The following is a 24437-nucleotide window of genomic DNA, read 5'->3' as shown; positions in this document are numbered from 1 at the left end:
CATGCCCGGCGGATCATGCCCTGCAGAGCCGGATTTCAACGCGTCTTCAACACCTTCAACAGCGCGGCGTTGAACTGCTTCGGGTCCTGCACCTGCGGCGAGTGCCCCAGCTCGGCGAACTCGACCAGGGTTGCGCCGGGAATCGCCTCCGCGGCCGCCTTGCCCAGCGCAGGGTAATTGCCCAGCGTGGCCTTCAGTTCCGGTGAGGCGCGGTCGCGGCCGATCGCGGTGCGGTCCTTCTGGCCGATGAACAATGCGGTCGGTACCTGCAGGTGTTTCAGTTCGTAGACCACCGGCTGGTTGAACACCATGTCCGAGGTCAGCGCCTGGCTCCAGGCCACCGCCTGCTTGCCCGCGCCTTCATACATGCCCGACTGCATGCGTGCCCAGTGCTCGTAAGCGGGCTTCCACTGGCCGTCGTAGTACACATCCAGCTGGTAGCGGCGGATGCTGTCATAGCTGGTCTTCAGTTCGCCGGCATACCACTCGTCGACGCTGCGCCACGGCACGCCCAGCGCCTTCCAGTCTTCCAGGCCGATTGGATTGACCAGCGACAGGCTGCGCAGATCCTGCGGGTACATCAGCGCGTAGCGGATGGCGAGCATGCCGCCCATCGAATGGCCGACCAGGTGCACCGGCTGGTCGCCGAGCTGCAGCTGCTGCAGCAGTGCGTGGGTGTTGGCGGCCAGCTGGCCGAACGAATACTGGTAGCGCTCGGGCTTGCTGGCCTTGCAGAAGCCCACCTGGTCCGGTGCGATCACCCGGTAACCGGCGGCCACCAGCGGCGCGATGGTCTGCTGCCAGGTGGCCGCGCAGAAATTCTTGCCGTGCAGCAGCACGACCACGCCGATCGCCTTCTTCTTCGGCGTGACGTCCAGGTAGGTCATTTCCAGCGGCTGGCCCTGCGACTGCAGGGCGAAGGTCTTCACCGGATAGCCGTAATCAAAGCCTTCCAGGCGCGGGCCGTAGGTCGGTGGCGGCGCGGCCAGGGCGGACAACGGCAGGCAGGCAAGCAGGGCGGCGGCGATCACGCGCATGGGAGAGTCCGGGGCAGGGGAGCCCCGAGCCTAACCGGAACACGATGACGGTGTCGTCCGACGTGGGTAGAGTCGACCGTTGGTCGACTACCGCGCGCAGCGCGGTCGGAAGAGCAGTCGACCAACGGTCGACTCTACCCACCGCGCAGCCCTCAGCACTCGATGACGTTCACCGCCAGGCCGCCACGGCTGGTTTCCTTGTACTTGTCCTGCATGTCGCGGCCGGTATCGCGCATGGTCTTGATGACCTTGTCCAGCGAGACCTTGTGCTTGCCGTCGCCACGCATGGCCATGCGCGAGGCGTTGATCGCCTTCACCGCACCCATTGCGTTGCGCTCGATGCACGGAATCTGCACCAGCCCGCCGATCGGGTCGCAGGTCAGGCCGAGGTTGTGTTCCATGCCGATTTCCGCGGCGTTCTCGATCTGGCTGGGGTTGCCGCCCAGCGCCGCCACCAGGCCACCGGCAGCCATCGAGCAGGCCACGCCCACTTCGCCCTGGCAGCCGACTTCGGCGCCGGAAATCGAGGCGTTTTCCTTGTACAGGATGCCGATCGCCGCCGAGGTCAGCAGGAAGTCGAATACGCGCTGCTCGTTCGCGCCCGGGCAGAAGCGGTCGAAGTAATGCAGCACCGCCGGCAGCACGCCGGCCGCGCCGTTGGTCGGCGCGGTGACCACGCGGCCGCCCGCAGCGTTCTCTTCGTTCACCGCCAGTGCGTACAGGTTAACCCAGTCCAGCGTGGTCAGCGGGTCGCGCATCGCGGCTTCCGGCTTGGAGGACAGCTCGCGGTACAGCGCCGGTGCGCGGCGGCCGACCTTCAGGCCGCCCGGCAGCACGCCTTCCTCGCGGATGCCACGCGCCACGCACGACTGCATCGCGCTCCAGATCTCGCGCAGCTGGGCACGGATCTCGTCCTCGCTGCGCCAGCACTTCTCGTTCTCGAACATCAGCTGGGCGATGCTCAGGCCGCTGCGCGCGGTCTGCGCCAGCAGCTCGTCGCCGCTCTTGAACGGGTAGGGCAGCGGGGTCTCATCGGGCACGATGCGGTCATCGGCTGCGTCGTCCTGGTTGACCACGAAGCCGCCGCCCACCGAGTAGTAATCGCGGGTGGCGATCACTTCGTCCTCGGCGTTGTAGGCGGTGAAGCGCATGCCATTGGTGTGGTACGGCAGCTTCTGGCGCTTGTTCATGCCGAGGTCGCGCTTCTCGTCGAAGGCGATCTCGTGCTGGCCCATCAGCTGGATGCGCTTGCTGCTGCGGATGCGCTCCAGGGTGGCCGGGATGATGTCCGGGTCGATCAGGTTCGGGCGCTGGCCTTCCAGGCCGAGCAGGATCGCCTTGTCGGTACCGTGGCCGCGGCCGGTCAGCGCCAGCGAACCGTAGACGTCGGCGCGGATGCGCGCCACTTCGTGCAACCGGCCCGGGTCGAGCAGCCAGCGGTGGATGAAGCGCTCGGCGGCCTTCATCGGCCCGACGGTGTGCGAGGAACTCGGACCAATGCCGATCTTGAAAACGTCGAACGTGCTGACAGCCATGGTTGCCGTACTGCGGGTACCGGAAGAGACCGCTATTCTAGCGGTTCATTGCCGCAAGCCATGGCTGCGGCGCAGCATTTCCAGCAAGGGGCCCGAACCGGTGTTGATCCTGTTCCAGCGTGACGACTGCCACCTGTGCGACATGGCCCTGGCCGAGCTGGCCAAGGCGCGGGCGCCGGAGTTCGAATCAGTGTTTCTGGACGACCAGCCCGGGCTGGAAGCGCGCTATGGCGCGCGGGTGCCGGTGCTGCGTGACGAGGCCGGCGGCCGCGAGCTGGACTGGCCGTTCGATGCGGCCGGTGTGCAGGCCTGGCTGGCCGTCGATCGGTAGTGCCGGCCGCTGGCCGGCAGCCCCGCCATGCCCGGTAATGCCGGCCAGCGGCCGGCACTACCCGATGCGGTTTATTTCGCGTCGAACTTCACGATCGTGCTGATCGAGGTCTCGTCCGGGATGGTCTTGGTGTCGGCCCAGTCGCCGCCGCCCACGCCGAAGTCCAGACGCTTGACCGTCGCCTTGCCGGTCAGCACCGGCTGCGTGCCCGGCTTCCAGGTGAAGGTGAGGGTGACCGGCTTGCTGACGCCGCGCAGTTCCAGCGTGCCGTCGGCGGCGTACTGGTCGTTGCCCACGGCGCGGAAGCCCTTGGCGGTGTAGTGCGCGGTGGCGAACTTGCCGACGTTGAAGAAGTCCGCGCCCTGCAGGGTCGAGTCACGGTCGCTGTTGCCGCTCTTGGCGCCGGCCAGCGGAATCACCACGTCCAGCGAACCGGCGGCCGGGTTGGCCGGGTCGAAGCTGAGCTTGGTGGCAAAGCCCGGGAAGCTGCCGGTGAACACTTCGCCGTCGTACTTGGTGGCGAACACCAGGATCGAGCCGGCGCCGGGGGCCTGCGCGTAATCGGCGGCCAGCACCGGGGCGGTGGCCAGCATGCCGGCCAGGGCGGCGGCCACGGCGGCCGGGGTGGTCAGTTTCAGGGTCATCGGTCAGTCCTTCTGGGGGGAGGCGAGCCAGCCGCGCGGCAACATCCGCGAGAGGGTGGCATCACGCTGGAACAGGTGGTGGTAGAAGGCGGCGCCGGCATGGGCCAGCACCACCGCGATCAACAGCCAGAAACCGTACTCGTGGATGGCATGGGACACCGCGACGGTCTGCGGGTCGGGGCCGCTCAGCTTGGGCACATCGACCAGGCCGAACCAGCGGAACGGACGCAGGCCGCTGGCCGAGTCGTACAGCCAGCCGGACAGCGGGATGGCGAACATCAACACGTAGAGCAGCACGTGGGTGGCGCTGGCGATGCGTTCCTGCCAGCTGGGCACGCCCGGCACCGGCTTCGGCGCGCCGGCATACAGGCGCCAGCCGAGGCGGAACAGCACCAGCGCCAGCACGGTGATGCCGATCGACTTGTGTGCGGTGTAGACCCAGAAGTATTTCGGGGTCTTCGGCAGTTCACCCATGGTCAGGCCGACGATGCCCAGGGCAAGGATGAGCAGGGCGATCAACCAGTGCAGGGTCTGGCTGACACTGCCCCAGGCGGCGGGAGTGTTCTTGGCGGTCATCGGGAATCCTTGGGGGCCGTCGTGCTGTCGGAGTGGGAATCAGGGGCGGGAGTTCCCGGGGCATCGCTGCGGTCGAACGCCGCTTCGGCCTCGATCCTCACCTGTACGGCATCACCGATCACGCCCGGCCAGGCCGTGATGCCGAAGGCACGGCGGCTGAGCGTGGTGGTGGCCGAGAAGCCGACGGTGCGGCGGAACGGCGGCAGCGGATAGCGCTTGACCGCGTTGAGGGTGACATCGAGCACCACCGGCAGGCTGACGCCGCGCAGGGTCAGGGTGCCGGCGACCTGGGCATGCTTCTCATCGACCGGCTCCACGTGGGTGGAGACGAAGCGTGCAGTGGGGAAGCGTTCGCCATCGAGCAGGCTGCGGGCGAGGGTGGCCTGGTTCCATTTGTCATCGCCCAGGTCCAATCGCGACACGGGAATCTCAACGTCCAGGGTCGCTTCCCGCCAGTTGTCGGGATCGAACCGCAGCTGCCCCGCACTGCCGGAAATCGTGCCCATCGCCTGCGAGTAACCGGCGTGGTCGATCGAGAACAGCACGCGGGTATGCACCGGATCGATGCGCCACGCATCGTTGCCGGCCCAGGCCGGGGCGGCGGCGAGCAGCAGGGGCAGCAGGGCCAGGCAGGAACGCATCGGCAGGGCTCGGCGGAAAGGTGCCTCGATCATACGCACAGGCCCTGTGCTGCGCTGTGTGCACGGCTGCAACAGTTCGTGGTGGCAATGTGGCTGGAAACAGCCTGTTGCAGCGATGACCCCGGCCCTGTGTGACAATCGGCGCAGGACAGGGGGTTCAGGATGAAGAGCGGCTGGCGCCGGTACTGGCGGTGCATCGCAGGGGCAGGTCTGTTGCTGGTGGCGTGGGCCACCTCCGCGGCGACCTTGGACATGGCAGGTGAAACACCGCGCCTGCGCCGTTTCGGTGCGGCCGAAGGCTTGCCCTCGCGCATGGTGCTGGCCCTGGCCGAAGACCGCACCGGGCACATCTGGGCGGCCACCGATGGCGGCCTGGCACGCTATGACGGCGGCACCCTGCGGGTCTGGCAGCACGATCCGGAACAGCCCGGCTCGCTGCCCGGCAACGAGATCGAAACGCTGATGGTCGATCCGCTCGACCGCGTCTGGGTCGGCATCAACGGCAAGGGCGTGGCCCGGCTGGATGCCGACCGTGAGCGCTTCAAATCCTTCGACGCACTCAACAACGAATGCCAAGGCCAGGCCTGGACCCTGGCCTATGCCCAGGATGCGCTGTGGGTCGGCAGCAGCACCCATGGCGTCTGCCGCATGGGCGAGGACGGCAGCCTGCGTTTCTTCCGGCAATCGGCGGACGGGCTGCCCAGCGACACCATCTACAGCAGCCTGGTCGACGCGCAGGGCCGCCTGTGGCTGGGCACCGAGGCGGGCGTGGCACGCTGGAACGGCACCGCCTTTGAAGCGGTGGCCGCCCGCGAACTGGGCGCGGTGAGCGTGCTGCGGCTGAGCCGTGACGCCGAGGGCGCGATCTGGATCGGCACACAGAACGATGGCCTGTACCGGATCGATGCGCAGGACCGGGTCAGCCGGCCGCGCTGGGCCGACAGTGCCCAGCTGCGTTCGGCGATCGTGCTGGCCGACCGCCAGGGCGGTTACTGGGCCGGCACCTCCGATGGCCTGCTGCGCGGTGATGCGGCCCAGCTGCGGCGCCTGGAAGGCGACCGCGGCAGCGGTTTCCTGACCAGCCACAGCGGCGTGCTGGACCTGCTGCAGGACCACGAAGGTGGCATGTGGGTGGCACTGCTGACCCAGGGCCTGGCCTACCTGCCGCCGGACTGGCGGCGCTTTTCCACCTGGTACCAGCTGGATGGCCGTCCGCTGGACAGCCAGTATCTGCTGAGCGCGGCCAGCGACGGCAGCAACTACTTCGTCGGCTCGGCCCACGGCGTCTACCAGGTCAATGCGCAGGGCACGCTGAGCCTGCTGGCCAGCGATCGCGAACTGGGCAGCGGTGCGGTGTGGTCGGTGCTGCCGCGCCCGGATGGCAGCTTGTGGTTGGGCCGCGCGGGGCGCCTGAGCGTCTACGACCCGGCGCGGCGCACGCTGCGCGACTGGCCCATTGCCGGTGGTGCCGACCTGCGCCAGCGCATCGACCTGATGCGCGAGGCGCCGGATGGCACGGTCTGGATCTCGGTGATGAACCTCGGCCTGCAGCATCGCGCCAGTGATGGCCGGGTGCTGCGTACCTTCGAGCTGGCCGCGCTGGGCGGCGAAGGCGATGTGCCGGTGGAGCAGATACGCTTCGATGCGCGCGGCCAGACCTGGCTGGTCGGTGCGATGGGCATCTGGCGCGAACAGGCGGACCGTTTCGTCGCCGTGCCCGGGGTGTCGCAGGGGCAGATCTTCGATCTGGTCTGGATCGACCCGCAGCAGGTGTGGCTGGCGCGGCAGGGAGCGTTCGAACGCTACCAGTGGGACGGCCTCGGCCTGCGCCTGATCCAGCGCGTCGATGCCACCTACGGCATGCCGCCGGTCAGCATGGGCGGGCTGGCGCTGGGCCGCGATGGACGTGTGTGGGCGACCACGCCGCGCGGGCTGCTGCGCTGGGATCCACAGACGCGGCGCGTGCAGCAGTTCAACGAACGCGATGGCCTGCCCGATGCCGAGTTCACCGGTCGGCCGCCGGCGATCGGCGCCGACGGCCGGGTGCTCGCGGTCACCCAGACCGGCCTGGTCGGTTTCGATCCAGATGCGTCCGACGTGGAGCTGCCGCCCTCGCAGCTGGTGATCGCGCAGGTGCGCGTGCGCCGCGACGATGCGCGGGGCTGGCAGCCGCTGCCGGCCACCGGCACGCTGCTGCTGGGCCCGGATGATCGCGACCTGCAGATCGACGCGCGCCTGCTGTCCTACGCCAACCCGCAGGGCAACCGCTACCGGTTCCGCGTTGAAGGCTACGACCAGAACTGGGTGGAGCAGGGCGGTGACGGCCAGCGCACGCTGTCGCGGCTGCCACCGGGGCTGTATGCGATCGAAGTGCAGGCCGCCACCGCCAGCGGGCCGTGGACGGCTTCGCAGCGGCTGCAGGTGAAGGTGCTGCCGCCGTGGTGGCGCAGCGGCATGGCCATCTTCGGCTACCTGATGCTGGGCTCGCTGTTGTTGCTGGTGATGGTGTGGTCGATCCGCCGGCGCCTGCGGCGGCGCCAGCAGTGGCAGTTGACCGTGCACAAGCAGCAGCTGGCCGAGCAGGCCTCGCAGGCCAAGAGCCGCTTCCTGGCCACGCTGGGGCACGAGGTGCGCACGCCGATGACCGGCGTGCTGGGCATGAGCGAGCTGCTGCTGGCCACCGAGCTGGACCCGGTCCAGCGCAGCTATGCCGGTTCGATCCAGCAGGCCGGCAGCCATCTGCTGCGGCTGGTGAACGACGCACTGGACCTGGCCCGCATCGAAGCAGGTCGCCTGGAACTGGATATCCGTCCGTTCGATCTGAACGGCCTGCTCGACCAGGTGCAGGCGCTGATGCAGCCGATGGCGCAGCAGCGGCAGCTCGCGTTCCGGCGCGAGGACGCGCTGCCCGGTCCGGTCTGCGTCAGCGGCGATGAAATGCGGGTGCGGCAGATCCTGCTGAACCTGCTCGGCAACGCGGTCAAGTTCACCGATCATGGCTACGTGGGGCTGGGCGCGATCCTCGACGAGGATGGCAATGGCGTGACCTTCGAGGTCAGCGACAGTGGGCCGGGCATCAACGCCGAGCAGCAGCGCCGGCTGTTCCACCGCTTCGAACAGGCCGACGGGCCGCGCACCGCCTCGCGCTACGGCGGCAGTGGGCTGGGGCTGGCGATCTGCCAGGAACTGGCGGTGGCGATGGGCGGGCGCATCGACGTGGACAGCCAGCTGGGCCGGGGCGCGCGTTTCCGCGTGTGGGTTCCGCTGCCATGGACCCGGCAGGCGGCGTCGGCGCAGAGCGAGGTGAGCACGGTGCCGGAGCTGCCGGCCCTGCGCATCCTGCTGGTGGAAGACGATGTGACCGTGGCCGAGGTCATCGCCGGCCTGCTGCGCGCACGCGGGCACCAGGTCGTGCATGTGCTGCACGGGCTGGGCGCGCTTTCGGAGATCGCCACCGACGGCTTCGATGTCGGCCTGCTCGACCTGGACCTGCCGGCGCTGGATGGCACCGCCATCGCCCGCCAGCTGCGTGCGATGGGCTACGAGCTGCCACTGGTGGCGGTGACCGCGCGTTCCGATGCGTATGCGGAAACCCAGGTGCTCGCCGCCGGTTTCGACGGGTTCCTGCGCAAGCCGGTGACCGGCGACCTGCTGGTGTCGGCGATCCAGCAGGCCCGGGCAAAACGCCGGGTGGATGTCTGATCGAGGCACTGGTTGGCGTGAATGCCCTGACTTTCGGTTTACCATGCCGACGCCGCACAACGCGGGGTCCATCAACAGGCAGCGCGAGGAGGCAATCGGTGGCGTATCTGCGGGCGGCGACGCTGCTGCTGATTCTCCTGTGCGCCCTGGCGCCCGTGGCCGCGCAGCCGGTGCCGCCGACCCCGCGGCAGGTGACCGTGTTCGACGGCCTGCCGTCCAACACCGTCAACCGCATGGCTGAGGACCGCTACGGCTACCTGTGGATCGCCACCAACGACGGCCTTGCCCGCTACGACGGGCGCAACTACCGCGTCTGGCGTTCCGAGGACGGACTGCGCGACAACCGCATCTGGACCGTGCTGGTCGATGCCCGGAACGAGCTGTGGATCGGCACCGAGAATGCCGGCCTGGTGCGCATGTCGGCCGACCGTCGGCAGCTGCGCTTCTACGACCGCAGCAGCCAGCCGCTGATGACCAGCAATACGGTGTGGAGCTTGGCCTCCACCCCGGATGGGGCCGTCTGGTTCGGTACCTACGGCGGTGGTCTGTATCGGCTGGATGACAAGGACCGCCTGCAGCGCTTCCTGCCTGAAGCGGACAACCCGCGCAGTGTGCCGGCCGCGTCGATACCGTTCTTGGCGACCCTGCCCGATGGCACGCTGTGGGTGGGGACCAAGCATGGCGTCGCGCGCTGGACCGGTACAGATTTCGAGCGCATTGCAGCAGGCGTGCTGCCCAGCCAGCCGGTCAATGGCCTGACCGCCGAGCACGACGGCAGCCTGTGGATCAGCACCATGGCTGGCGCTACCGTGCGCCGGCCGGACGGCCATTTCGAAGCGGCTCCATGGCAGCTGCCGGCCGGTGAGCAGGTACTGGGGATGATGCTGCGCGATGAGCAGGGCGGGTATTGGCTGGACACACGCAGTGGCATGGGCCGCGCGGTGAATGGCCAGTACCAGACCGTGCCGCTGTACAGCGCCGTGGCGCGGGGCCAGGTGCGGCCCAACTGGTCTGGTGCCTATGAAGACCGCGAAGGTGGCATCTGGCTGGCCAGCACCAACGCCGGGCTGTGGCACCTGCTGCCGCGCTGGTGGCAGTTCTCGGTGTTCTCGCGGTTGGAAGACAACGCATCATCGCTGCGCAATGCCTACGTGCTCGGTACCAGTCCATCGGCCAACGGTGGGGTCTGGACGGTCGGGGGCCACGGTGCGCTGGATCGCTTCGATCCGACCTCCGGGCGCATCGAACAGCATCGGACCTTCCTCAATGACATGCACTGGCTGACGTCGGTGCGCGAGGATGGCCGCGGATTCGTATGGGTCGGTTCCACCGATGCACTGCTTCGATACGATCCCCGCACCCGCGCGCTGCAACGCTGGGACCGTAGCAGCGGCGCCGACGCCACGATGGAAGGCAGCATCGATGCGATGGTGACCTGCGACGGCGACAGCCTTTGGCTGATGCTGGCATCTGGCCTGCAGCAGCGCGACCTGGATGGCCATCTGCGCCAGCAGCTTGAGAACGGCCGCGACGGCCTGCAGTCCGGCCAGCTCAACATGGATATCGAGTGCGGTCCGCAGGGCCGGATCTGGCTGGCCAGCAGCCGCGGCCTGCTGCAGTGGCAGCCGGAGGCGCAGCGCTTCCAGCCCGTGCCCGGGGCGCCGGCCACGCCGGTGTATGCGATTGATGTGGGCGCCGATGGCAAGGTCTGGCTGTCCGAGGACGGGCGCCTGTCGCGCTACCTCTGGCGCAATGGGCGCCTGGAGCGGCAGGCGGTGATTGGCAGCGAGCAGGGCTACCCGGCCATCGCCGCGACCGGCCTGGTGGTCGACGCACAGGGCGTCGCCTGGGCCAGCGGTGCGCGCGGCCTGGTACGGGTAGGTGCCGATGGCCAGAGCGTGCGCCTGTATGGCGTGCATGACGGCCTGCCCAGTCAGGAATTCCGGGAGCATACGCTGATCGCCTCGACGAGCGGGCGGTTGGTGGCCGGTACGCCGGCCGGCGTAGTCGCGTTCGATCCCGATCTGGTGCGACCTTCGACCCGGCGCGCGCCGCTGGTGATCGAGCGGGTGGAGGTGCGCCGCAACGAACAGGTGCTTGACCTGACCCACGACACGCCGCTGCAGATTGCCGATGGTGACCGTGACCTGCGCATCGTCGCGCGCCTGCTGTCCTTCGCCGATTCGGCGTCCAACAGCTACCGCTACCGGCTTACCGGTTACGACCCGGACTGGGTGGAAGTGGGGCCTGGCGGAGAGCGCCTGTTCTCGCGCCTGCCACCGGGTGCGTACCGGCTGGAAGTGCAGGCGCGCTCGGCCGACCACGTGTGGTCGCGGGTGGAAGCGCTGGAGTTCCATGTGCAGCCGCCGTGGTGGCGCAGCCTGTCCGGGTTGCTGGTGCTGGCGTCCATCGCACTGCTGCTGACCAGCTGGTTCGCCTGGCTGTACCGGCGCCGCCTGCAGCGCAAGCACGCCTACCAGCTGGCCCTGCACAAGCAGGAACTGGCCGAACAGGCATCGGCCGCGAAGACGCGGTTCCTGGCCAACCTGGGCCATGAGATCCGCACGCCGATGACCGGCGTGCTGGGCATGAGCGAACTGCTGCTGGCCTCGCCGCTGGACCCGCAGCAGCGCGGTTACACGCAGTCGATCCGCCATGCCGGCGAACATCTGCTGCACCTGGTGAACGATGCACTGGACCTGGCCCGGATCGAATCGGGGCGCCTGGAGCTGCAGTCGCGACCGTTCGCGCTGAACGGCCTGCTGCAAGACCTCGCCGCCCTGATGGGGCCGCTGGCCGCGCAGAAGGGCCTGCGCTTCGTGCTGGACAACCGGCTGCCGGCGGGCCTGCAGGCGACCGGCGATGCGATGCGGGTGCGGCAGATCCTGCTGAACCTGCTGTCCAACGCCGTGAAGTTCACCAGCCGCGGCACCATCACCCTGCTTGTTCGCTGCGAGGACGGCCCGCGTGGCCTGCATTTCGAAGTACACGACACCGGCCCGGGCATCAGCCAGGAACAGCAGCAGCGCCTGTTCCGCCGTTTCGAGCAGGCCGACGGCGCACGCACGGCGGCGCAGTACGGTGGCAGTGGCCTGGGCCTGGCGATCTGCCGCGAGCTGGCGCAGGCCATGCAGGGCCGGATCCGGGTGGAGAGCCAGCTTGGCAGTGGCACCCGCTTCGAAGTGAGCCTGCCGTTGCCGCTGCACCAAGATGGCGCGAACGAAGACGGTGAGGCGATGCGGGGCGAGGACGCCGTGGCGAACATGCCGGCGCTGCGCATCCTGCTGGTGGAAGACGATGCCACCGTGGCCGATGTGGTGATCGGCCTGTTGACCGCGCGCGGCCATGAGGTGGTGCATGCCGGCCATGCGCTGGCGGCGCTGCGCGAGATCAGCGCGGGCGATTTCGATGTCGGTCTGCTGGACCTGGACCTGCCGGGCCTGAGTGGTTTCGAGCTGGCCCAGCACCTGCGCAACCAGGGCTACATGTTGCCGCTGCTGGCGGTGACCGCGCGTACCGACGCGGACCTGCAGGAGCAGGTGGAGGCCGCGGGCATCGGCGGGTTCCTGCGCAAGCCGGTGACCGGTGAGCTGCTGGTTGAAGCGATTGCGCGGGTGCTGGGTAGGTAGGTTTTTTGCAGGGCTTGCAGCCCTGCACCTGCTTCAATCAACGGCAACGTCAACTTCAAAAGCTGGCTATCCGTGGGATGGCGGGGTGGGTCCGGTTGAGGGGGACGCCGTAAACCCGTCCATGGGGGCTTGGTCGCGCCATCCATGGCGCTCACACCCCCTCAACCGGACCCACCCCGCCTTCGACAGACTTCCGCGATCTGTCGGAACGGCGCTCTGCTCTGGTGGGTGCCGACCGTTGGTCGGCACGGGGTCGGATCCCGTTGCTGCGCAACGGGCTCTGACCCCAATCTGGAATTCGATATCTGACAGATTTCATCCACGCATGGCGTGGATCTACTGGCCGCCGGGAAACTGTCAGAGGTGGGGCGGTGTGGGCTTGCAGGACCGTTGGCGCCATGGATGGCGCCATCGAGCCCCCATGGATGGGTTTACGGCGTGTCCTGCAAGCCCACACCGCCCCGCCATCCCACGGAATGCCGCTTCGGCTTTTGACGTTGCCGTTGCATTGAGCAGGTGCAGGGCGCAGCCCTGCCGAAAAAACTACTCCGCGACCGACTCGACCTGCCGCGGTTCCGGCCTCGTATCCGGCAGCTGCCAGAAAATCATCGTCGAGGTCAGCGTGATCGCACCCACGCAGATGAACGTCGCATGCAGCGCCGCCGTCGCACCATGGCCTTCCAGATGCGTGCCGAATGCCGCCAGCAGGCTGCCGGCCGCCGCCGCGCCGAAACCGGCCGCGAGCATCATCACCATCGACAGCAGGCTGTTGCCCGAGCTGGCGTACTCGCGGTCGAGGTCACGCAGGGTCACGGTGTTCATCACGGTGAACTGCAGCGAATTGACCGCACCGAAGAACGCCAGCTGCACCAGGCGCCAGGCCAGGTGCTGGCCCGGCTCCATCAGGATGAAGCTGGCCATCGCCAGGCCCACCAGCACCGTGTTGATCATCAGCACGCGGCGGTAGCCGTACTGTTCAACCAGCTTCACCGCCAGCTTCTTCGACACCATGCCTGCCGCGGCCACCGGCACCATCATCAGGCCCGCGTGCATCGGGCCCAGGCCGAGGCCGACCTGCAGCAGCAGCGGAATCAGCATCGGCATGGCGCTGCTGCCGATGCGCGAGAACAGGTTGCCGAGGATGCCGATGCGGTAGCTGGGCACGCGGAACAGCGCCAGCGAGAACAGCGGCGCGGTGGAATTGGCGGCGTGCAGCCAGTAGCCGACCAGCGCGGCCAGGCCGGCCACGGTCATCAGCATGATCAGTGCGTGCGGCGTGCCGAGGCCGGAGATGCCATCCAGTGCCAGCGACAGCACCACCATCGCGAAGGCCAGCATGATGTAGCCGCGCAGGTCGAAGCGGGTGCGATGGCTGGCGTAGTGGTCGGGCATGATCTTCATCGCGGCGATGAAACCGATCACGCCGATCGGCAGGTTGATCAGGAATACCCAGTGCCACGAGGCGATTTCCACCAGCCAGCCGCCGAGGGTGGGGCCGATCAGCGGGCCGACCAGGGCGGGGATGGCGATGAAGCTCATCGCGCGCAGGAAATCCTCGCGCGGCACCGAGCGCATCACCGCCAGGCGGCCGACCGGCAGCAGCATCGCGCCGCCGATGCCCTGCAGCACGCGCGCGCCGACCAGCTGGTGCAGGTGCTGGGCCAGCGCGCAGGCCAGCGAGCCGAGGGTGAACAGGATGATCGCCACCAGGAAGGTGCGGCGGGTGCCGTAGCGGTCGGCGATCCAGCCGGAAGCGGGGATGAAGGTGGCGACCGCCAGCGCGTAGCTGAACACCACCGACTGCATCTGCAGCGGGCTTTCGCCCAGGCTCTTGGCCATCGCCGGCAGCGCCGTGTTGACGATGGTCGAATCGAGCATCTGCATGAAGATCGCCAGCGAAACCAGCCAGAGAAGCGGGCGGAAACGGGCGTATTCGGCGGCGGATGCGGCGGTGTCGGGTGCGGGCGCGCCTGCGGGCGACGGTTCGGACATGGCGTGGGGGCCGGTGCAGCGTGGGGCCGCCATGATCGCGCAATGCGGGTCACGGCGCGATCAATGCCGCGCCGTGGCCCGTGCCGGGGTTCAGCGCTGGCTGTGCGCGTGCACCGCGTCGACCAGCACCTGGACGTGCGCCGGGTCCATGTCCGGCGACATGCCATGGCCGAGGTTGAACACATGGCCCTCGCGCGAACCGCCGTTGCCGGCCGCATAGGTGTCGAGCACGCGTGCAGCGGCCGCAGCGATGGCGTCGGGCGAGGCGTACAGCGTGGTCGGGTCGAGGTTTCCCTGCAGGGCAACGCGGCCGCCGGTGCGGCGCAGGGCTTCGTCCAGGTCCAGCGTCCAGTCCAGGCCCAGCGCATCAGCGCCGGTCTGCGACAGTGCTTCCAGGTGCAGGCCGGTGCCCTTGCCGAACAGGATCAGCGGTGTGCGCTCGCTGCCTTCGCCGCGTTCCAGGCCTTCGGCGATGCGCTGCAGGTAGCGCAGCGAGAACTCACGGTACATCGCCGGCGACAGCACGCCGCCCCAGGTGTCGAACACCTGCAGGGCCTGCGCGCCGGCCGCGCGCTGCGCACCAAGGTAGGCAATGACCGCGTCGGTGGTCACTTCCAGCAGGCGATGCAGGGCCTGCGGGTGGTTCAGCGCCATCGCTTTGATGCGTGCGAAATCCTTGCTGCCGCCGCCTTCCACCATGTAGCAGGCCAGCGTCCAGGGGCTGCCGGAGAAGCCGATCAGCGGTACCTGGCCGTCCAGTTCGCGGCGGATCAGGCGCACCGCGTCCATCACGTAGCCCAGGTCCTGTTCCATGTCCGGCACCGCCAGCCTGGCGATGGCGGCTTCATCACGCACCGGGTGGCGGAACTTCGGGCCTTCGCCTTCGACGAAGTACAGCTCCAGGCCCATCGCATCGGGAATGGTGAGGATGTCCGAGAACAGGATGGCCGCGTCCAGCGGGAAGCGGCGCAGCGGCTGCAGGGTGACCTCGCAGGCGATCTCAGGGTTCTTGGCCATGGCCAGGAAGCTGCCGGCCTTGGCCCGGGTCGCGCGGTACTCCGGCAGGTAGCGGCCGGCCTGGCGCATCAGCCAGACGGGGGTGCAGTCCACCGGTTCGCGGCGCAGGGCGCGCAGCAGGCGATCGTTGCGGAGGGGGCTGGTCACGATGGGCATTCCTTAGGGCGAAAGTTGGCAGCGGCGTCAGTCGCCGTGCGAAAGCATCTGGAAGCCGCGATGCAGTTCGGCATCACGGGCCTTCTCGAAGGCGTGTCGGGCTTCGTCTGCCTGCAGGAACAGCTCGCGCCGCAGCTGCGAGCGCGCACCGACGCGGCCGCTCTCGCGCAGCAGCTCCCAGCCGCCGAACAGGTCCGGCTGCAGGCTCAGGCGCAGGAAGCGCGGTGCCTGCGCACCGGCATCGGGATGTTGCAGGTAGACGTGCATGGGCCGATTGTATCGCCCCGGGGGCGACACGGACCTGTAGAGCCGAGCCCATGCTCGGCTGCGCTTCATGCCGCGAAGGACCGGTAGCGCCGGGCCGTGCCCGGCGGACGCGCGCGGTGTCAGCCCGCGCCCAGCACCTTCAGCACCGCCGCTTCATCCACGTCCGGCACCACTTCGGCCCGGCCCATGCCGCGCCACAGCACCAGGCGCAGGCGGCCGGCCACGTTCTTCTTGTCCAGCCGCATGCGGCCCAGCAGGGCCTGCGGGTCGAGTCCGGCGGGGATCGCCACCGGCAGCTGCAGCTTCTCCAGCAGCGCCTGCAGGCGTACGCGGTCGGCATCCTCGGCCAGGCCCAGGTCGGTGGACAGCTTCGCCGCCAGCACCATGCCCACGGCCACGGCCTCGCCATGGTTCAGTGCATCGCGGCCCGGGGCCGAATAGCCCTGTTCGGTCTCGATGGCGTGGCCGAAGGTGTGGCCCAGGTTGAGCAGGGCGCGCTCGCCCTTCTCGAAGGGGTCGCGTTCAACAATCGCGGCCTTGTGCCGGCAGCTGCGCGCGATGGCTTCGGCCAGTGCGGCATCTTCGCCGGCCAGCAACGCCTCGGCGTGCTGCTGCAGCCATTCGAAGAACACCGCATCGCCCAGCGCGCCGTACTTCACCACTTCGGCCAGGCCGGCACGCAGTTCGCGCGGCGGCAGGGTGGCCAGCACGCGGGTATCGGCGATGACCGCGCGCGGCGGATGGAAGGCGCCGACCAGGTTCTTGCCGGCGGGGATGTCCACGGCGGTCTTGCCGCCCACCGAGGAGTCGACCATCGCCAGCAGGGTGGTCGGCAGCTGCACGCAGTCGACGCCGCGCATCCAGCAGGCTGCGGCGAACCCGGCCAGATCGCCGACCACGCCGCCGCCGAGGGCGAACACGCAGGCATCGCGGGTGGCGCCCAGCGCGGCCAGTGCTTCGATGGCGCGGCCGAACTCGGCCAGGGTCTTGGAGGCCTCGCCGGCCTGCAGCACGTGCTCGCCGACGATCAGGTCCGGGCGCGCGGCCAGCAGGGTCTGTTTCACGGCAGCCAGGTAGCGCGGGGCGACTTCGCTGTCGCTCAGCAGCAGCACGTGGCGGCCGCGCACATGCGAGGCCAGCGCAGCGCCGTCGGCCTGGGCACCGGCGCCGATGGTGATGGAATAGGGGCGGTCGCCGCCAACGGCGACCTGCAGCAGGGCGGAGGAGGTCATGCGGTCAGGTCCTGGCGCTGCCATTGCGTGGCCAGCTTGACGACAAGCTGGGCGGTGGCGTCGGCAGCGGTAAACGGGTCGGTATCGAGGGTGAGGTCGGCCAGCTCGCGATACAGCGGGTCGCGCAGCGCGGCCAGATCGTGCAGCACCTGCTCGCGGTCCGGGCGCTGCAGCAGCGGCCGGCCCTTGTCGCGGGCCAGGCGCTCCAGCTGGGCCGCCACGCTCACGCGGAGGTAGACCACGAAGCCGCGCTGGGCGATCAGTGCACGGTTGCCTGCTTCCAGCACGGCACCGCCACCGGTGGAAACCAGTTGGCCGTGGCCTTCCAGCACGCGGGCCAGGGCCTCGCGCTCATGGCTACGGAAGCCGGCTTCACCGGAGTGTTCGAAGATCGTGGGAATGCTGGCCCCCGCCGCGTCGACGATGGCCTGGTCGACATCGACGAAGTCCAGCGTGAAGCGCTCGGCCAGGCGGCGGCCGATGCAGGTTTTGCCGGCGCCCATCGGGCCGATCAGGATCAGGTTCGGAGCAGGATTCATGCCCTCTGATCCTACCACTTCCGTACCCCCGGCCTGGCACGATGGTTGCTGTTGGAAGCATCCGCCGTACCGCAGCGGGCGGCCTCAGCGCACCGCCTGCACCTGGCGCTGGCCGTCCAGCACCACCACATGGTCGGCGCGGTCGGGCAGGGCACGCAGCGCCTGCCGGCTGACCCGTTCGTAGTACTGCACGAAGCGCTCCAGCTGCGGGCGGCTCATGCCATGGCGGCCGGGCTGGGCAGCCTGCAGGTTCTGTTCCTGCTGCCAGCGCCAGCGCGGCACCACCGAGAAATCCGGCGGCTGCAGGAACCACAGGCGGTCGCAGCGCTGCCACAGCGCCGGGTAGTCACGGGCCAGCGCCTGGTTGCACCAGCGCCGCCAGCGGCCATCCCGGTCGGCCTCGCGCTCCAGCGCGTTCAAGGGGCTGTCCAGCTCGGCATCGTCCTGCGCGGGCGTGCCGAGGAACCAGCCTTCGAACACCAGCAGGTCCAGCGGGGCGTCCAGCGCGGCCCACTGCGCTTCGGGCAGGCGCTCATCGGCCAGTTTGTCGAAGCGCGGCAGTGCCAGCGGCTGGCGTGCGGCCACCGCGTCGAGCACGGCATGCGCCAGCGGCAGGTCGTGGGTGCCGGGCGGGCCGCGGGTGATCAGCAGCGGGTGGACCTGGCGGGCCAGGCGCTGGCGCTGCGCGCGGGTCAGGTAGACATCATCGATGGACAGCGCCGCCGCGTTCAGGCCGCGTGCCTGGGCGCGGGCGACCACCTGCGCGGCCAGCGTCGATTTGCCGCTGCCCTGCACGCCGCTGATCGCCAATACTGGCACCGTGGCGCCGCTGGCCAGCGCATCGTCAAGCGCCTGCTCGGCAAGCGCATCCGGGAATCCTTTCACCTGGGGCATGTACGCAGCAGCAACCATGCCGCCACAATAGCCCAATCCGTGTGAGAAGAAGCGAACCATGAGCGACCTTTACGCCGAAGCCCTGTCCACCTTTGCCACCCTGTTCGACGAGGCGAAGCAGAGCCGCGAGGTCGAGCCCAACGCGATGACCGTGGCCACCGCCGATACGCAGGGCCGCCCGTCGGCGCGTACCGTGCTGCTGAAGGCCTTCGATGAGCGCGGCTTCGTGTTCTACACCCACCTGGACAGCCACAAGGGCCGGGAACTGCAGGCCAATCCGCAGGCGGCGCTGCTGTTCCTGTGGCGCAGCCTGCGCGAGGCCGGCATCCAGGTGCGCATCGAAGGGCGCGTGGAGCAGGTGGCCGACGCCGAGGCCGATGCCTATTTCGCCAGCCGCCCGCGCATGAGCCAGATCGGCGCATGGGCGTCGCTGCAGTCGAAGACGCTGGCGACGCGCGAGGAGTTCGATGCGCGCGTGGCCGAGGTCGAAGCCCGTTTCGAGGGCAAGGACGTGCCGCGCCCGGACGGCTGGAGTGGCCTGCGCGTGGTGCCGGACCGCATCGAGTTCTGGTACGGCGCGCAGTTCCGCCTGCACGAGCGCTGGTGCTACGAGGCCGGTGCGGAAGGGCGCTGGAGCAAGCGGCTGCTGTACCCATAAGGCGGCAGGAACTGCGCAGGCAGCAGCACCAGGTGCGCTGCCTCGCCAGCCGAGCCCCTGTTCGGCCGGACGGAGCAGGGTCAGCGGTCAGCAGGCGCTGCTGTGATCCAAAACGGACGCCGCCGAAAACCAGTCGTCCATGCGATCGGCAACCGGGTTGTAGCCGTCGACGAAATCACCGCTCACGGTGGCCATCCAGGCGTTGATGACAGTACAGGCGTGGCGCGCGGTGGCGGCCGAGTGTTCCAGATCGAGCTGATGGGCGCTGTTGCGCGACGTGCCCTTGCGCAGGTGCAGGCTGAGCTCATAAGGGCATGCGGCTGCCGGCGCATAGTGCACATGCAGCGATGCCCGCACGCGCTCACCGTGGCGCAAGGCGAAATCGCCATTGGCGTAGAACACCATGCCGCTGAAGTAAAGATCGCGCAGCAGGAAGGCGACATCCGGGTCTGCCACGTCCTCGAGTACCGCCGGTGTTGCATCCAGCAGATTGTTTTTGGCAAAACACCAGCCCCACGGCGCCAGGAAGTACGGCAAGGGGTACTGCTGCCGCAGCCGTCGGTCCTGCTGGATGAACGTGTCGATGTGGCGTCTCCTGTGCCGGGGTGGGGCGGCGGGTGCATGGCACTATCTGGCCAACGCCCTGTTCCGGGCAACCTGCGGTTCCGTGGGAGAGCGGAAAATTGGCCTGCCACGGCGAACGCGTGTCGCATCCAGGCCTGTCCGCTTCATGTGCGAGCAGGGGGCTGGCGGGCACACTGCGTTGAATTCCCTCGATTTCCGGAGTCGCCATGCCCTTCTGGCGTTGCCTCTTTGCCGTACCACCGCCGCGCCGAGGCGTGGAAGCCGTCCTGCTGCTGCTCGCCCGGACCGTCGCCGGGGTGATGTTCTGCGTGTCCGGCTGGAACAAGGTGTTCACCGACGCCGGGCGCGAGCGCATGGTGCACACGCTGGTCGAGGCGGGCATCCCGTTCCCGGTGTTCAGTGCACCGGTGCTGGGCGCGATTGAATGGATTGCCGGTGGGCTGCTGGTGCTGGGCCTGCTCAGCCGGCCCTCGGCCCTGCTGCTGGCGGGCATCTGCGCGGTGGCCGCATTGACCGATGGCATCGCGCGGATTCCGGCAGGGTTGAGCGTGCCGGACTGGCTGAGCTGGTTCTTCTACCTGAGCGAAGTGCCGCTGGGGGTGTTGCTGCTGTGGATAGCGGCGGTGGGAACGGGGCGGTTCGCCATCGAGGCACGCTGGGGGCGTTGAGTGGCGAGTGAAAAGGAGGCAATGGAATGGGGGGCAATGATGTGATCGAGCGCGTGGCTCGCGCATACCCGGATCGCCGGAATGCTGATTGCGCTTTGGCGGCCGAGGTCATGCATCGCTTGGGTGTTGCTCCGCACTGCGATATGTGAATGTTCTACATTGCGATCAATGGCTCGCTGCCTCCCGTGAACGGCAGGCTTGAATTGCTACGCATGGTTGGCCCCGGAATTCCGAAGATTCCAGACCAGGCCGAGTACGTTTGGGATCGTTACGAGATCCCAGTGAATTTTCTTCCGCTGTCATCTGACGAGGGCGAGGGAATGTATTTGTACGATACGCGTACGGAGGAAGTGCATGACTATCGCCTGGCTCGCCACGATCAGTTTCTTTCCGGTGAGGCCTCTGCCCGTTGGAAGAGTTTCTTGGACTTCATTGTCTGGTACATCAACGATGATGATCGGGATGCTTAGCTGAAGCAGTCGAGCAAGCTCGACGCTACAACCCCTCCGCGCGCAACCAGCGCCACAGCGTGGTGCGTGACACGCCCAGCGCCTGCGCCATGCCCTCGCGATCATTGCGGTGTTCCTGCAGCAGCGCCTCCAGCTGCGCGCGCGGCGGGCGCTTGCCGTTGCTTTCCAGCGGCAGCGCCGTCGCACCTTCATTCACCAGCTCCGGCGCCAGCTGCAGCAGGCGCGTGGCATCGATGAGCCCTTCGCCCGGCTGCCAGTGGATGCGCAGGCGATCCACCAGGTTGCGCAGTTCGCGCACGTTGCCGGGCCATCCGGCGGCGGTCAGCACGCCCATTGCCGCCTCGTCCAATGGCGCGTCGATCCCGCGCAGCTGGCGGAAGAAGTGCTGTGCCAGCATCGGAATGTCGCCACGCCGCGCGCGCAGCGAGGGCAGGGCGATACGCAGCGCGGCGAGCCGGTAATACAGATCGCGGCGGAAGCTGCCGGCGGCCGCGCGCTGCTCCAGTGACTGCAGGGTCGCGGCAACCACGCGCAGGTCCACCGGCGTTGGCTCGGTGGCGCCCACGCGCAGCACCTCGCGTTCTTCCAGCACCCGCAGCAGGCGGGTCTGCAGCGGCAGCGGCAGTTCGCCGATCTCATCCAGGAACAAGGTGCCGCCGTCGGCGGCCTCGACCAGGCCGACGCGACCACCGCGCCGCGCGCCGGTGAAGGCGCCATCGCTGTAGCCGAACAGCTCCGCTTCCAGCAGCGATTCGCTGATCGCGCCGCAGTTCAAGGCGACGAAGCGGCCACGACGGCCGCTGGCCGCGTGCAGCTGGCGCGCGACCAGTTCCTTGCCGGTGCCGGTTTCGCCGGTGACCAGCACGGTGCTGTCATGCGGGGCATACAGCGCGATCTGCGCACGCACCTGGGCCATCGCCTCGCTGTCGCCGAGCAGGGCGTGCGCATCGCTGCGCGGGGCGGTGCGGCGGCGCGCGACCGGGCGGCTGCCGCCGGAGCGGGCCAGCGCCTGGGTCAGTTCCAGCGCATGTTCAAACGCGTGCCGTACCGAATCGGCCGAGTACAGCAGCACGCCGGGCAGGCCCATCTGTTCGGCGTGGTCGATGGCCATGCCGGTGCCGACGATCACCTCGATGCCGTTGGCGCGCAGGTCGGCGATGCAATCGCGCGCATCTTCGCGGGTGACGAAGCGGCGGTGCTCGATATCCAGGCCGAAGCTGTGCTGGAAGTTGCTGAACACCGGCACGTCGCTGGCGTGGGTGACCAGGCCGATGCGCGGGGCGATGCGGCGCGCACGGGCCAGCGCCTCCATCAGATCGAAGCCGTTGGCCAGGATCGGCACCAGCGGCAGCTCCAGCCGCCCGCGCAGCCAGGCCGCATTGGAACCGCCGGCGATGACCACATCGCAGTGCTCGCGGCGCAGGCGCTGGCCGATCACATCCACCGCTTCCTCGAAACCGAGGTTGATCTGCTCGATGCGCGCGCGGCGGTCGAACTCGGGGATGACATCGCCGAGCAGGCCGGTCAGGCGCGAGACGCTTACCGTCCAGATGACCGGGCGGCCGGGGTCGGCATCGGCGTGGCGCAGGGGCGAGCGGGGCAGGTACATGGCGGCGGCATTGGGTGACGATGTTTCATGATACATCCGTTTCAATGTTTCATTTGTTCCATAGTTGCAACATGGTCATGCCTTTGAAATCAACCGCTTGCAGCTTGGCATGGTGTTTGCGCCTCCTATCCCGTTCCCAACCTGGATTGCCGCATGACCGCTTCCGCTCCTTCTTCCGCCGGTGCCCGCTTCCGTGAGGCCCTGGCTGCCGAATCGCCGCTGCAGGTGATCGGCGCGATCAACGCCAACCACGCCCTGCTGGCCAAGCGCGCCGGCTTCCGCGCGATCTACCTGTCCGGCGGCGGTGTCGCTGCGGGTTCGCTGGGCCTGCCGGACCTGGGCATCAACACCTTGGAAGACGTGCTGATCGACGTGCGCCGCATCACCGATGTCTGCGACCTGCCGCTGATGGTCGACATCGACACCGGCTTCGGCCCGAGTGCGTTCAACATCGCCCGCACCGTGAAGTCGCTGATCAAGGCCGGCGCGGCCGCCTGCCATATCGAGGACCAGGTCGGCGCCAAGCGCTGCGGTCACCGCCCGGGCAAGGAAATCGTCTCGCAGGGTGAAATGGTCGACCGCGTGAAGTCCGCCGCCGATGCCAAGACCGATCCGGACTTCTTCCTGATCGCCCGCACCGACGCCATCCAGGTGGACGGCGTGGACAAGGCCATCGAGCGCGCCATCGCCTGTGTCGAGGCCGGTGCCGACGGCATCTTCGCCGAGGCGGCCTACGACCTGGACACCTACCGCCGCTTCGTCGATGCGGTGAAGGTGCCGGTGCTGGCCAACATCACTGAATTCGGTGCCACCCCGCTGTTCAGCCGCGACGAACTGGCTTCAGCCGGCGTGGCCATCCAGCTGTTCCCGCTGTCGGCCTTCCGCGCCGCCAACAAGGCGGCCGAGAACGTCTACCAGTCGGTGCGCCGCGACGGCCACCAGCGCAACGTGGTCGATGCCATGCAGACGCGTGAAGAACTGTATGACCGCATCGGCTACCACGCCTTCGAACAGCAGCTCGACGCCCTGTTCGCCGCCAAGAAATAAGCAGTACCCTGCACCATCAGTTTTCGGAGGGAAAACATGAACGATACGACCGCAAACCCGACCTTCAAGCCGAAGAAGTCCGTCGCCCTGTCCGGCACCGCCGCCGGCAACACCGCGCTGTGCAGCGTCGGCCGCAGCGGCAACGACCTGCATTACCGCGGCTACGACATCCTGGACCTTGCCAACACCAGTGAGTTCGAGGAAATCGCCTACCTGCTGGTGCACGGCAAGCTGCCGACCCGCGCCGAACTGGTTTCGTACAAGGCCAAGCTGAAGTCGCTGCGCGGCATCCCGGCCGCGGTGAAGGCCGCGCTGGAAGAGCTGCCGCCGTCGGCGCACCCGATGGACGTGATGCGCACCGGCGTGTCCGTGCTCGGCTGCGTGGCGCCGGAAAAGGATGACCACAACCACCCGGGCGCGCGTGACATCGCCGACAAGCTGATGGCCTGCCTCGGCTCGATGCTGCTGTACTGGTACCACTGGAGCCACAACGGCCGCGCCATCGACGTGGAAACCGACGACGACTCCATCGGTGGCCACTTCCTGCACCTGCTGCACGGCGACAAGCCGCAGGATTCGTGGGTGAAGGCGATGCACACCTCGCTGATCCTGTACGCCGAGCACGAGTTCAATGCCTCGACCTTCGCCTGCCGCGTCATCGCCGGCACCGGCAGCGACATGTACAGCGCGATCTGTGGTGGCATCGGCGCGCTGCGCGGCCCCAAGCATGGCGGCGCCAACGAAGTCGCGTTCGAAGTGCAGAAGCGCTATGACAACCCCGATGAAGCCGAGGAAGACATCAAGGCCCGCGTCGAGCGCAAGGAAGTGGTGATCGGCTTCGGCCATCCGGTCTACACCGTGTCCGATCCGCGCAACAAGGTGATCAAGGACGTGGCCCGCGAGCTGTCCGAAGAGCAGTCCAGCATGAAGATGTACGACATCGCCGAGCGCCTGGAAACGGTGATGTGGGACATCAAGAAGATGTTCCCGAACCTGGACTGGTTCAGCGCCGTCAGCTACCACATGATGGGCGTGCCGACCGCGATGTTCACTCCGCTCTTCGTGATCGCCCGCACCGCTGGCTGGAGCGCGCACATCGTCGAGCAGCGCATCGACGGCAAGATCATCCGCCCGAGCGCCAACTACACCGGCCCGGAAGATCGCGAGTTCGTCGCCATCGACAAGCGCGCCTGATCCATCTGCTGTAC

21 protein-coding genes are annotated in these 24437 nt (G+C 68.3%); 8 read left to right on the top strand and 13 right to left on the bottom strand.

What is annotated here, in order from left to right; translation table 11 throughout:
• Positions 1 to 35: 35 nt before the first annotated feature.
• On the bottom strand, positions 36 to 1037 hold the full coding sequence (locus tag C1925_RS15480; protein ID WP_108769654.1) for an alpha/beta hydrolase: 1002 nt from the start codon (positions 1035 to 1037) through the stop codon (positions 36 to 38).
• A 152-nt stretch (positions 1038 to 1189) separates the two neighbouring features.
• Entirely contained in the window at positions 1190 to 2572 is a 1383-nt protein-coding gene (locus C1925_RS15475) for an L-serine ammonia-lyase (protein ID WP_010482751.1), read from the bottom strand.
• A 100-nt stretch (positions 2573 to 2672) separates the two neighbouring features.
• On the opposite strand from C1925_RS15475, the gene C1925_RS15470 reads away from it, so the two are divergent.
• A complete protein-coding gene (locus C1925_RS15470; protein ID WP_108769653.1) occupies positions 2673 to 2903 on the top strand; it encodes a glutaredoxin family protein in 231 nt (76 codons plus the stop codon).
• 71 nt (positions 2904 to 2974) lie between these two features.
• Here C1925_RS15470 and C1925_RS15465 read toward each other — a convergent pair whose 3' ends face one another.
• From C1925_RS15465 to C1925_RS15455, 3 genes are read right to left on the bottom strand one after another with little or no spacing between them, the layout of a single operon-like run.
• On the bottom strand, positions 2975 to 3547 hold the full coding sequence (locus C1925_RS15465; RefSeq protein ID WP_079222816.1) for a YceI family protein: 573 nt from the start codon (positions 3545 to 3547) through the stop codon (positions 2975 to 2977).
• 3 nt (positions 3548 to 3550) lie between these two features.
• The gene (locus C1925_RS15460; RefSeq protein ID WP_079222815.1) at positions 3551 to 4123 is read right to left on the bottom strand and encodes a cytochrome b; all 573 of its coding nucleotides are present in this window, start codon (positions 4121 to 4123) and stop codon (positions 3551 to 3553) included.
• The gene (locus C1925_RS15455) at positions 4120 to 4764 is read right to left on the bottom strand and encodes a YceI family protein (RefSeq protein ID WP_108770737.1); all 645 of its coding nucleotides are present in this window, start codon (positions 4762 to 4764) and stop codon (positions 4120 to 4122) included. The genes C1925_RS15460 and C1925_RS15455 overlap by 4 nt, the downstream gene beginning before the upstream one ends.
• A 162-nt stretch (positions 4765 to 4926) precedes the next feature.
• Here C1925_RS15455 and C1925_RS15450 point away from each other — a divergent pair, with 162 nt between their 5' ends.
• Both C1925_RS15450 and C1925_RS15445 read left to right on the top strand, forming a co-directional pair.
• Entirely contained in the window at positions 4927 to 8466 is a 3540-nt protein-coding gene (locus C1925_RS15450; RefSeq protein WP_108769652.1) for an ATP-binding protein, read from the top strand.
• 98 nt (positions 8467 to 8564) lie between these two features.
• Positions 8565 to 12095: a hybrid sensor histidine kinase/response regulator gene (locus tag C1925_RS15445; RefSeq protein ID WP_108769651.1), complete on the top strand. Its 3531-nt coding sequence runs from the start codon at positions 8565 to 8567 to the stop codon at positions 12093 to 12095.
• A 543-nt stretch (positions 12096 to 12638) separates the two neighbouring features.
• On the opposite strand, the gene mdtD is transcribed toward C1925_RS15445, so the two are convergent.
• From mdtD to C1925_RS15410, 6 genes are all read right to left on the bottom strand, one after another.
• On the bottom strand, positions 12639 to 14120 hold the full coding sequence (gene mdtD / locus C1925_RS15435; protein ID WP_254051334.1) for a multidrug transporter subunit MdtD: 1482 nt from the start codon (positions 14118 to 14120) through the stop codon (positions 12639 to 12641).
• A 57-nt stretch (positions 14121 to 14177) separates the two neighbouring features.
• Entirely contained in the window at positions 14178 to 15260 is a 1083-nt protein-coding gene (hemE, locus tag C1925_RS15430) for a uroporphyrinogen decarboxylase (RefSeq protein ID WP_108765952.1), read from the bottom strand.
• Between the two features lie 27 nt (positions 15261 to 15287).
• Positions 15288 to 15527 carry a WGR domain-containing protein gene (locus tag C1925_RS15425; RefSeq protein ID WP_106468857.1) on the bottom strand — a complete coding sequence of 80 codons (240 nt, stop codon included), beginning with the start codon at positions 15525 to 15527 and terminating at the stop codon, positions 15288 to 15290.
• Positions 15528 to 15646: 119 nt separating this feature from the next.
• A complete protein-coding gene (gene aroB, locus C1925_RS15420) occupies positions 15647 to 16759 on the bottom strand; it encodes a 3-dehydroquinate synthase (protein ID WP_108769650.1) in 1113 nt (370 codons plus the stop codon).
• Positions 16756 to 17298 carry a shikimate kinase gene (locus C1925_RS15415; protein WP_108769649.1) on the bottom strand — a complete coding sequence of 181 codons (543 nt, stop codon included), beginning with the start codon at positions 17296 to 17298 and terminating at the stop codon, positions 16756 to 16758. Before C1925_RS15415 ends, aroB begins: the two co-directional genes overlap by 4 nt.
• An 84-nt stretch (positions 17299 to 17382) precedes the next feature.
• Positions 17383 to 18210 carry a kinase gene (locus C1925_RS15410; RefSeq protein WP_108769648.1) on the bottom strand — a complete coding sequence of 276 codons (828 nt, stop codon included), beginning with the start codon at positions 18208 to 18210 and terminating at the stop codon, positions 17383 to 17385.
• A gap of 40 nt (positions 18211 to 18250) precedes the next feature.
• Here C1925_RS15410 and pdxH point away from each other — a divergent pair, with 40 nt between their 5' ends.
• Complete coding sequence (gene pdxH / locus C1925_RS15405; protein ID WP_108769647.1) at positions 18251 to 18850, top strand: pyridoxamine 5'-phosphate oxidase; 600 nt, start codon at positions 18251 to 18253, stop codon at positions 18848 to 18850.
• 87 nt (positions 18851 to 18937) lie between these two features.
• Here pdxH and C1925_RS15400 read toward each other — a convergent pair whose 3' ends face one another.
• Positions 18938 to 19387, bottom strand: a complete 450-nt coding sequence (locus tag C1925_RS15400) for a hypothetical protein (protein ID WP_108769646.1) — start codon at positions 19385 to 19387, stop codon at positions 18938 to 18940.
• Between the two features lie 254 nt (positions 19388 to 19641).
• Here C1925_RS15400 and C1925_RS15395 point away from each other — a divergent pair, with 254 nt between their 5' ends.
• On the top strand, positions 19642 to 20103 hold the full coding sequence (locus C1925_RS15395) for a DoxX family protein (RefSeq protein ID WP_108769645.1): 462 nt from the start codon (positions 19642 to 19644) through the stop codon (positions 20101 to 20103).
• Positions 20104 to 20252: 149 nt separating this feature from the next.
• Positions 20253 to 20573 carry an SMI1/KNR4 family protein gene (locus tag C1925_RS15390; protein ID WP_254051333.1) on the top strand — a complete coding sequence of 107 codons (321 nt, stop codon included), beginning with the start codon at positions 20253 to 20255 and terminating at the stop codon, positions 20571 to 20573.
• Between the two features lie 25 nt (positions 20574 to 20598).
• Here the strand turns inward: C1925_RS15390 and prpR are convergent, their stop codons facing one another.
• Positions 20599 to 22182 carry a propionate catabolism operon regulatory protein PrpR gene (gene prpR / locus C1925_RS15385; RefSeq protein WP_108769644.1) on the bottom strand — a complete coding sequence of 528 codons (1584 nt, stop codon included), beginning with the start codon at positions 22180 to 22182 and terminating at the stop codon, positions 20599 to 20601.
• Between the two features lie 153 nt (positions 22183 to 22335).
• Here prpR and prpB point away from each other — a divergent pair, with 153 nt between their 5' ends.
• The gene (gene prpB, locus C1925_RS15380) at positions 22336 to 23229 is read left to right on the top strand and encodes a methylisocitrate lyase (RefSeq protein ID WP_108769643.1); all 894 of its coding nucleotides are present in this window, start codon (positions 22336 to 22338) and stop codon (positions 23227 to 23229) included.
• 36 nt (positions 23230 to 23265) lie between these two features.
• On the top strand, positions 23266 to 24423 hold the full coding sequence (gene prpC, locus C1925_RS15375) for a 2-methylcitrate synthase (protein ID WP_108769642.1): 1158 nt from the start codon (positions 23266 to 23268) through the stop codon (positions 24421 to 24423).
• The last annotated feature ends 14 nt before the right edge of the window (positions 24424 to 24437 follow it).

This window comes from Stenotrophomonas sp. SAU14A_NAIMI4_5, assembly GCF_003086795.1.
Taxonomy (GTDB): domain Bacteria; phylum Pseudomonadota; class Gammaproteobacteria; order Xanthomonadales; family Xanthomonadaceae; genus Stenotrophomonas.
The sequence above is the reverse complement of the archived record's forward strand: the minus strand, read 5'-3'. Positions and strand labels throughout refer to the sequence as shown.

Excerpts from the sequence above, each read along its gene's own strand:
- C1925_RS15480 (WP_108769654.1), bottom strand. The coding sequence starts at position 1,037 with ATGCGCGTGATCGCCGCCGCCCTGCTTGCCTGCCTGCCGTTGTCCGCC.
- C1925_RS15475 (WP_010482751.1), bottom strand. The coding sequence starts at position 2,572 with ATGGCTGTCAGCACGTTCGACGTTTTCAAGATCGGCATTGGTCCGAGT.
- C1925_RS15465 (WP_079222816.1), bottom strand. The coding sequence starts at position 3,547 with ATGACCCTGAAACTGACCACCCCGGCCGCCGTGGCCGCCGCCCTGGCC.
- C1925_RS15460 (WP_079222815.1), bottom strand. The coding sequence starts at position 4,123 with ATGACCGCCAAGAACACTCCCGCCGCCTGGGGCAGTGTCAGCCAGACC.
- C1925_RS15455 (WP_108770737.1), bottom strand. The coding sequence starts at position 4,764 with ATGCGTTCCTGCCTGGCCCTGCTGCCCCTGCTGCTCGCCGCCGCCCCG.
- C1925_RS15450 (WP_108769652.1), top strand. The coding sequence starts at position 4,927 with ATGAAGAGCGGCTGGCGCCGGTACTGGCGGTGCATCGCAGGGGCAGGT.
- mdtD (WP_254051334.1), bottom strand. The coding sequence starts at position 14,120 with ATGGCGGCCCCACGCTGCACCGGCCCCCACGCCATGTCCGAACCGTCG.
- hemE (WP_108765952.1), bottom strand. The coding sequence starts at position 15,260 with ATGCCCATCGTGACCAGCCCCCTCCGCAACGATCGCCTGCTGCGCGCC.
- C1925_RS15425 (WP_106468857.1), bottom strand. The coding sequence starts at position 15,527 with ATGCACGTCTACCTGCAACATCCCGATGCCGGTGCGCAGGCACCGCGC.
- aroB (WP_108769650.1), bottom strand. The coding sequence starts at position 16,759 with ATGACCTCCTCCGCCCTGCTGCAGGTCGCCGTTGGCGGCGACCGCCCC.
- C1925_RS15415 (WP_108769649.1), bottom strand. The coding sequence starts at position 17,298 with ATGAATCCTGCTCCGAACCTGATCCTGATCGGCCCGATGGGCGCCGGC.
- C1925_RS15410 (WP_108769648.1), bottom strand. The coding sequence starts at position 18,210 with ATGGTTGCTGCTGCGTACATGCCCCAGGTGAAAGGATTCCCGGATGCG.
- pdxH (WP_108769647.1), top strand. The coding sequence starts at position 18,251 with ATGAGCGACCTTTACGCCGAAGCCCTGTCCACCTTTGCCACCCTGTTC.
- C1925_RS15395 (WP_108769645.1), top strand. The coding sequence starts at position 19,642 with ATGCCCTTCTGGCGTTGCCTCTTTGCCGTACCACCGCCGCGCCGAGGC.
- C1925_RS15390 (WP_254051333.1), top strand. The coding sequence starts at position 20,253 with ATGTTCTACATTGCGATCAATGGCTCGCTGCCTCCCGTGAACGGCAGG.
- prpR (WP_108769644.1), bottom strand. The coding sequence starts at position 22,182 with ATGTACCTGCCCCGCTCGCCCCTGCGCCACGCCGATGCCGACCCCGGC.
- prpB (WP_108769643.1), top strand. The coding sequence starts at position 22,336 with ATGACCGCTTCCGCTCCTTCTTCCGCCGGTGCCCGCTTCCGTGAGGCC.
- prpC (WP_108769642.1), top strand. The coding sequence starts at position 23,266 with ATGAACGATACGACCGCAAACCCGACCTTCAAGCCGAAGAAGTCCGTC.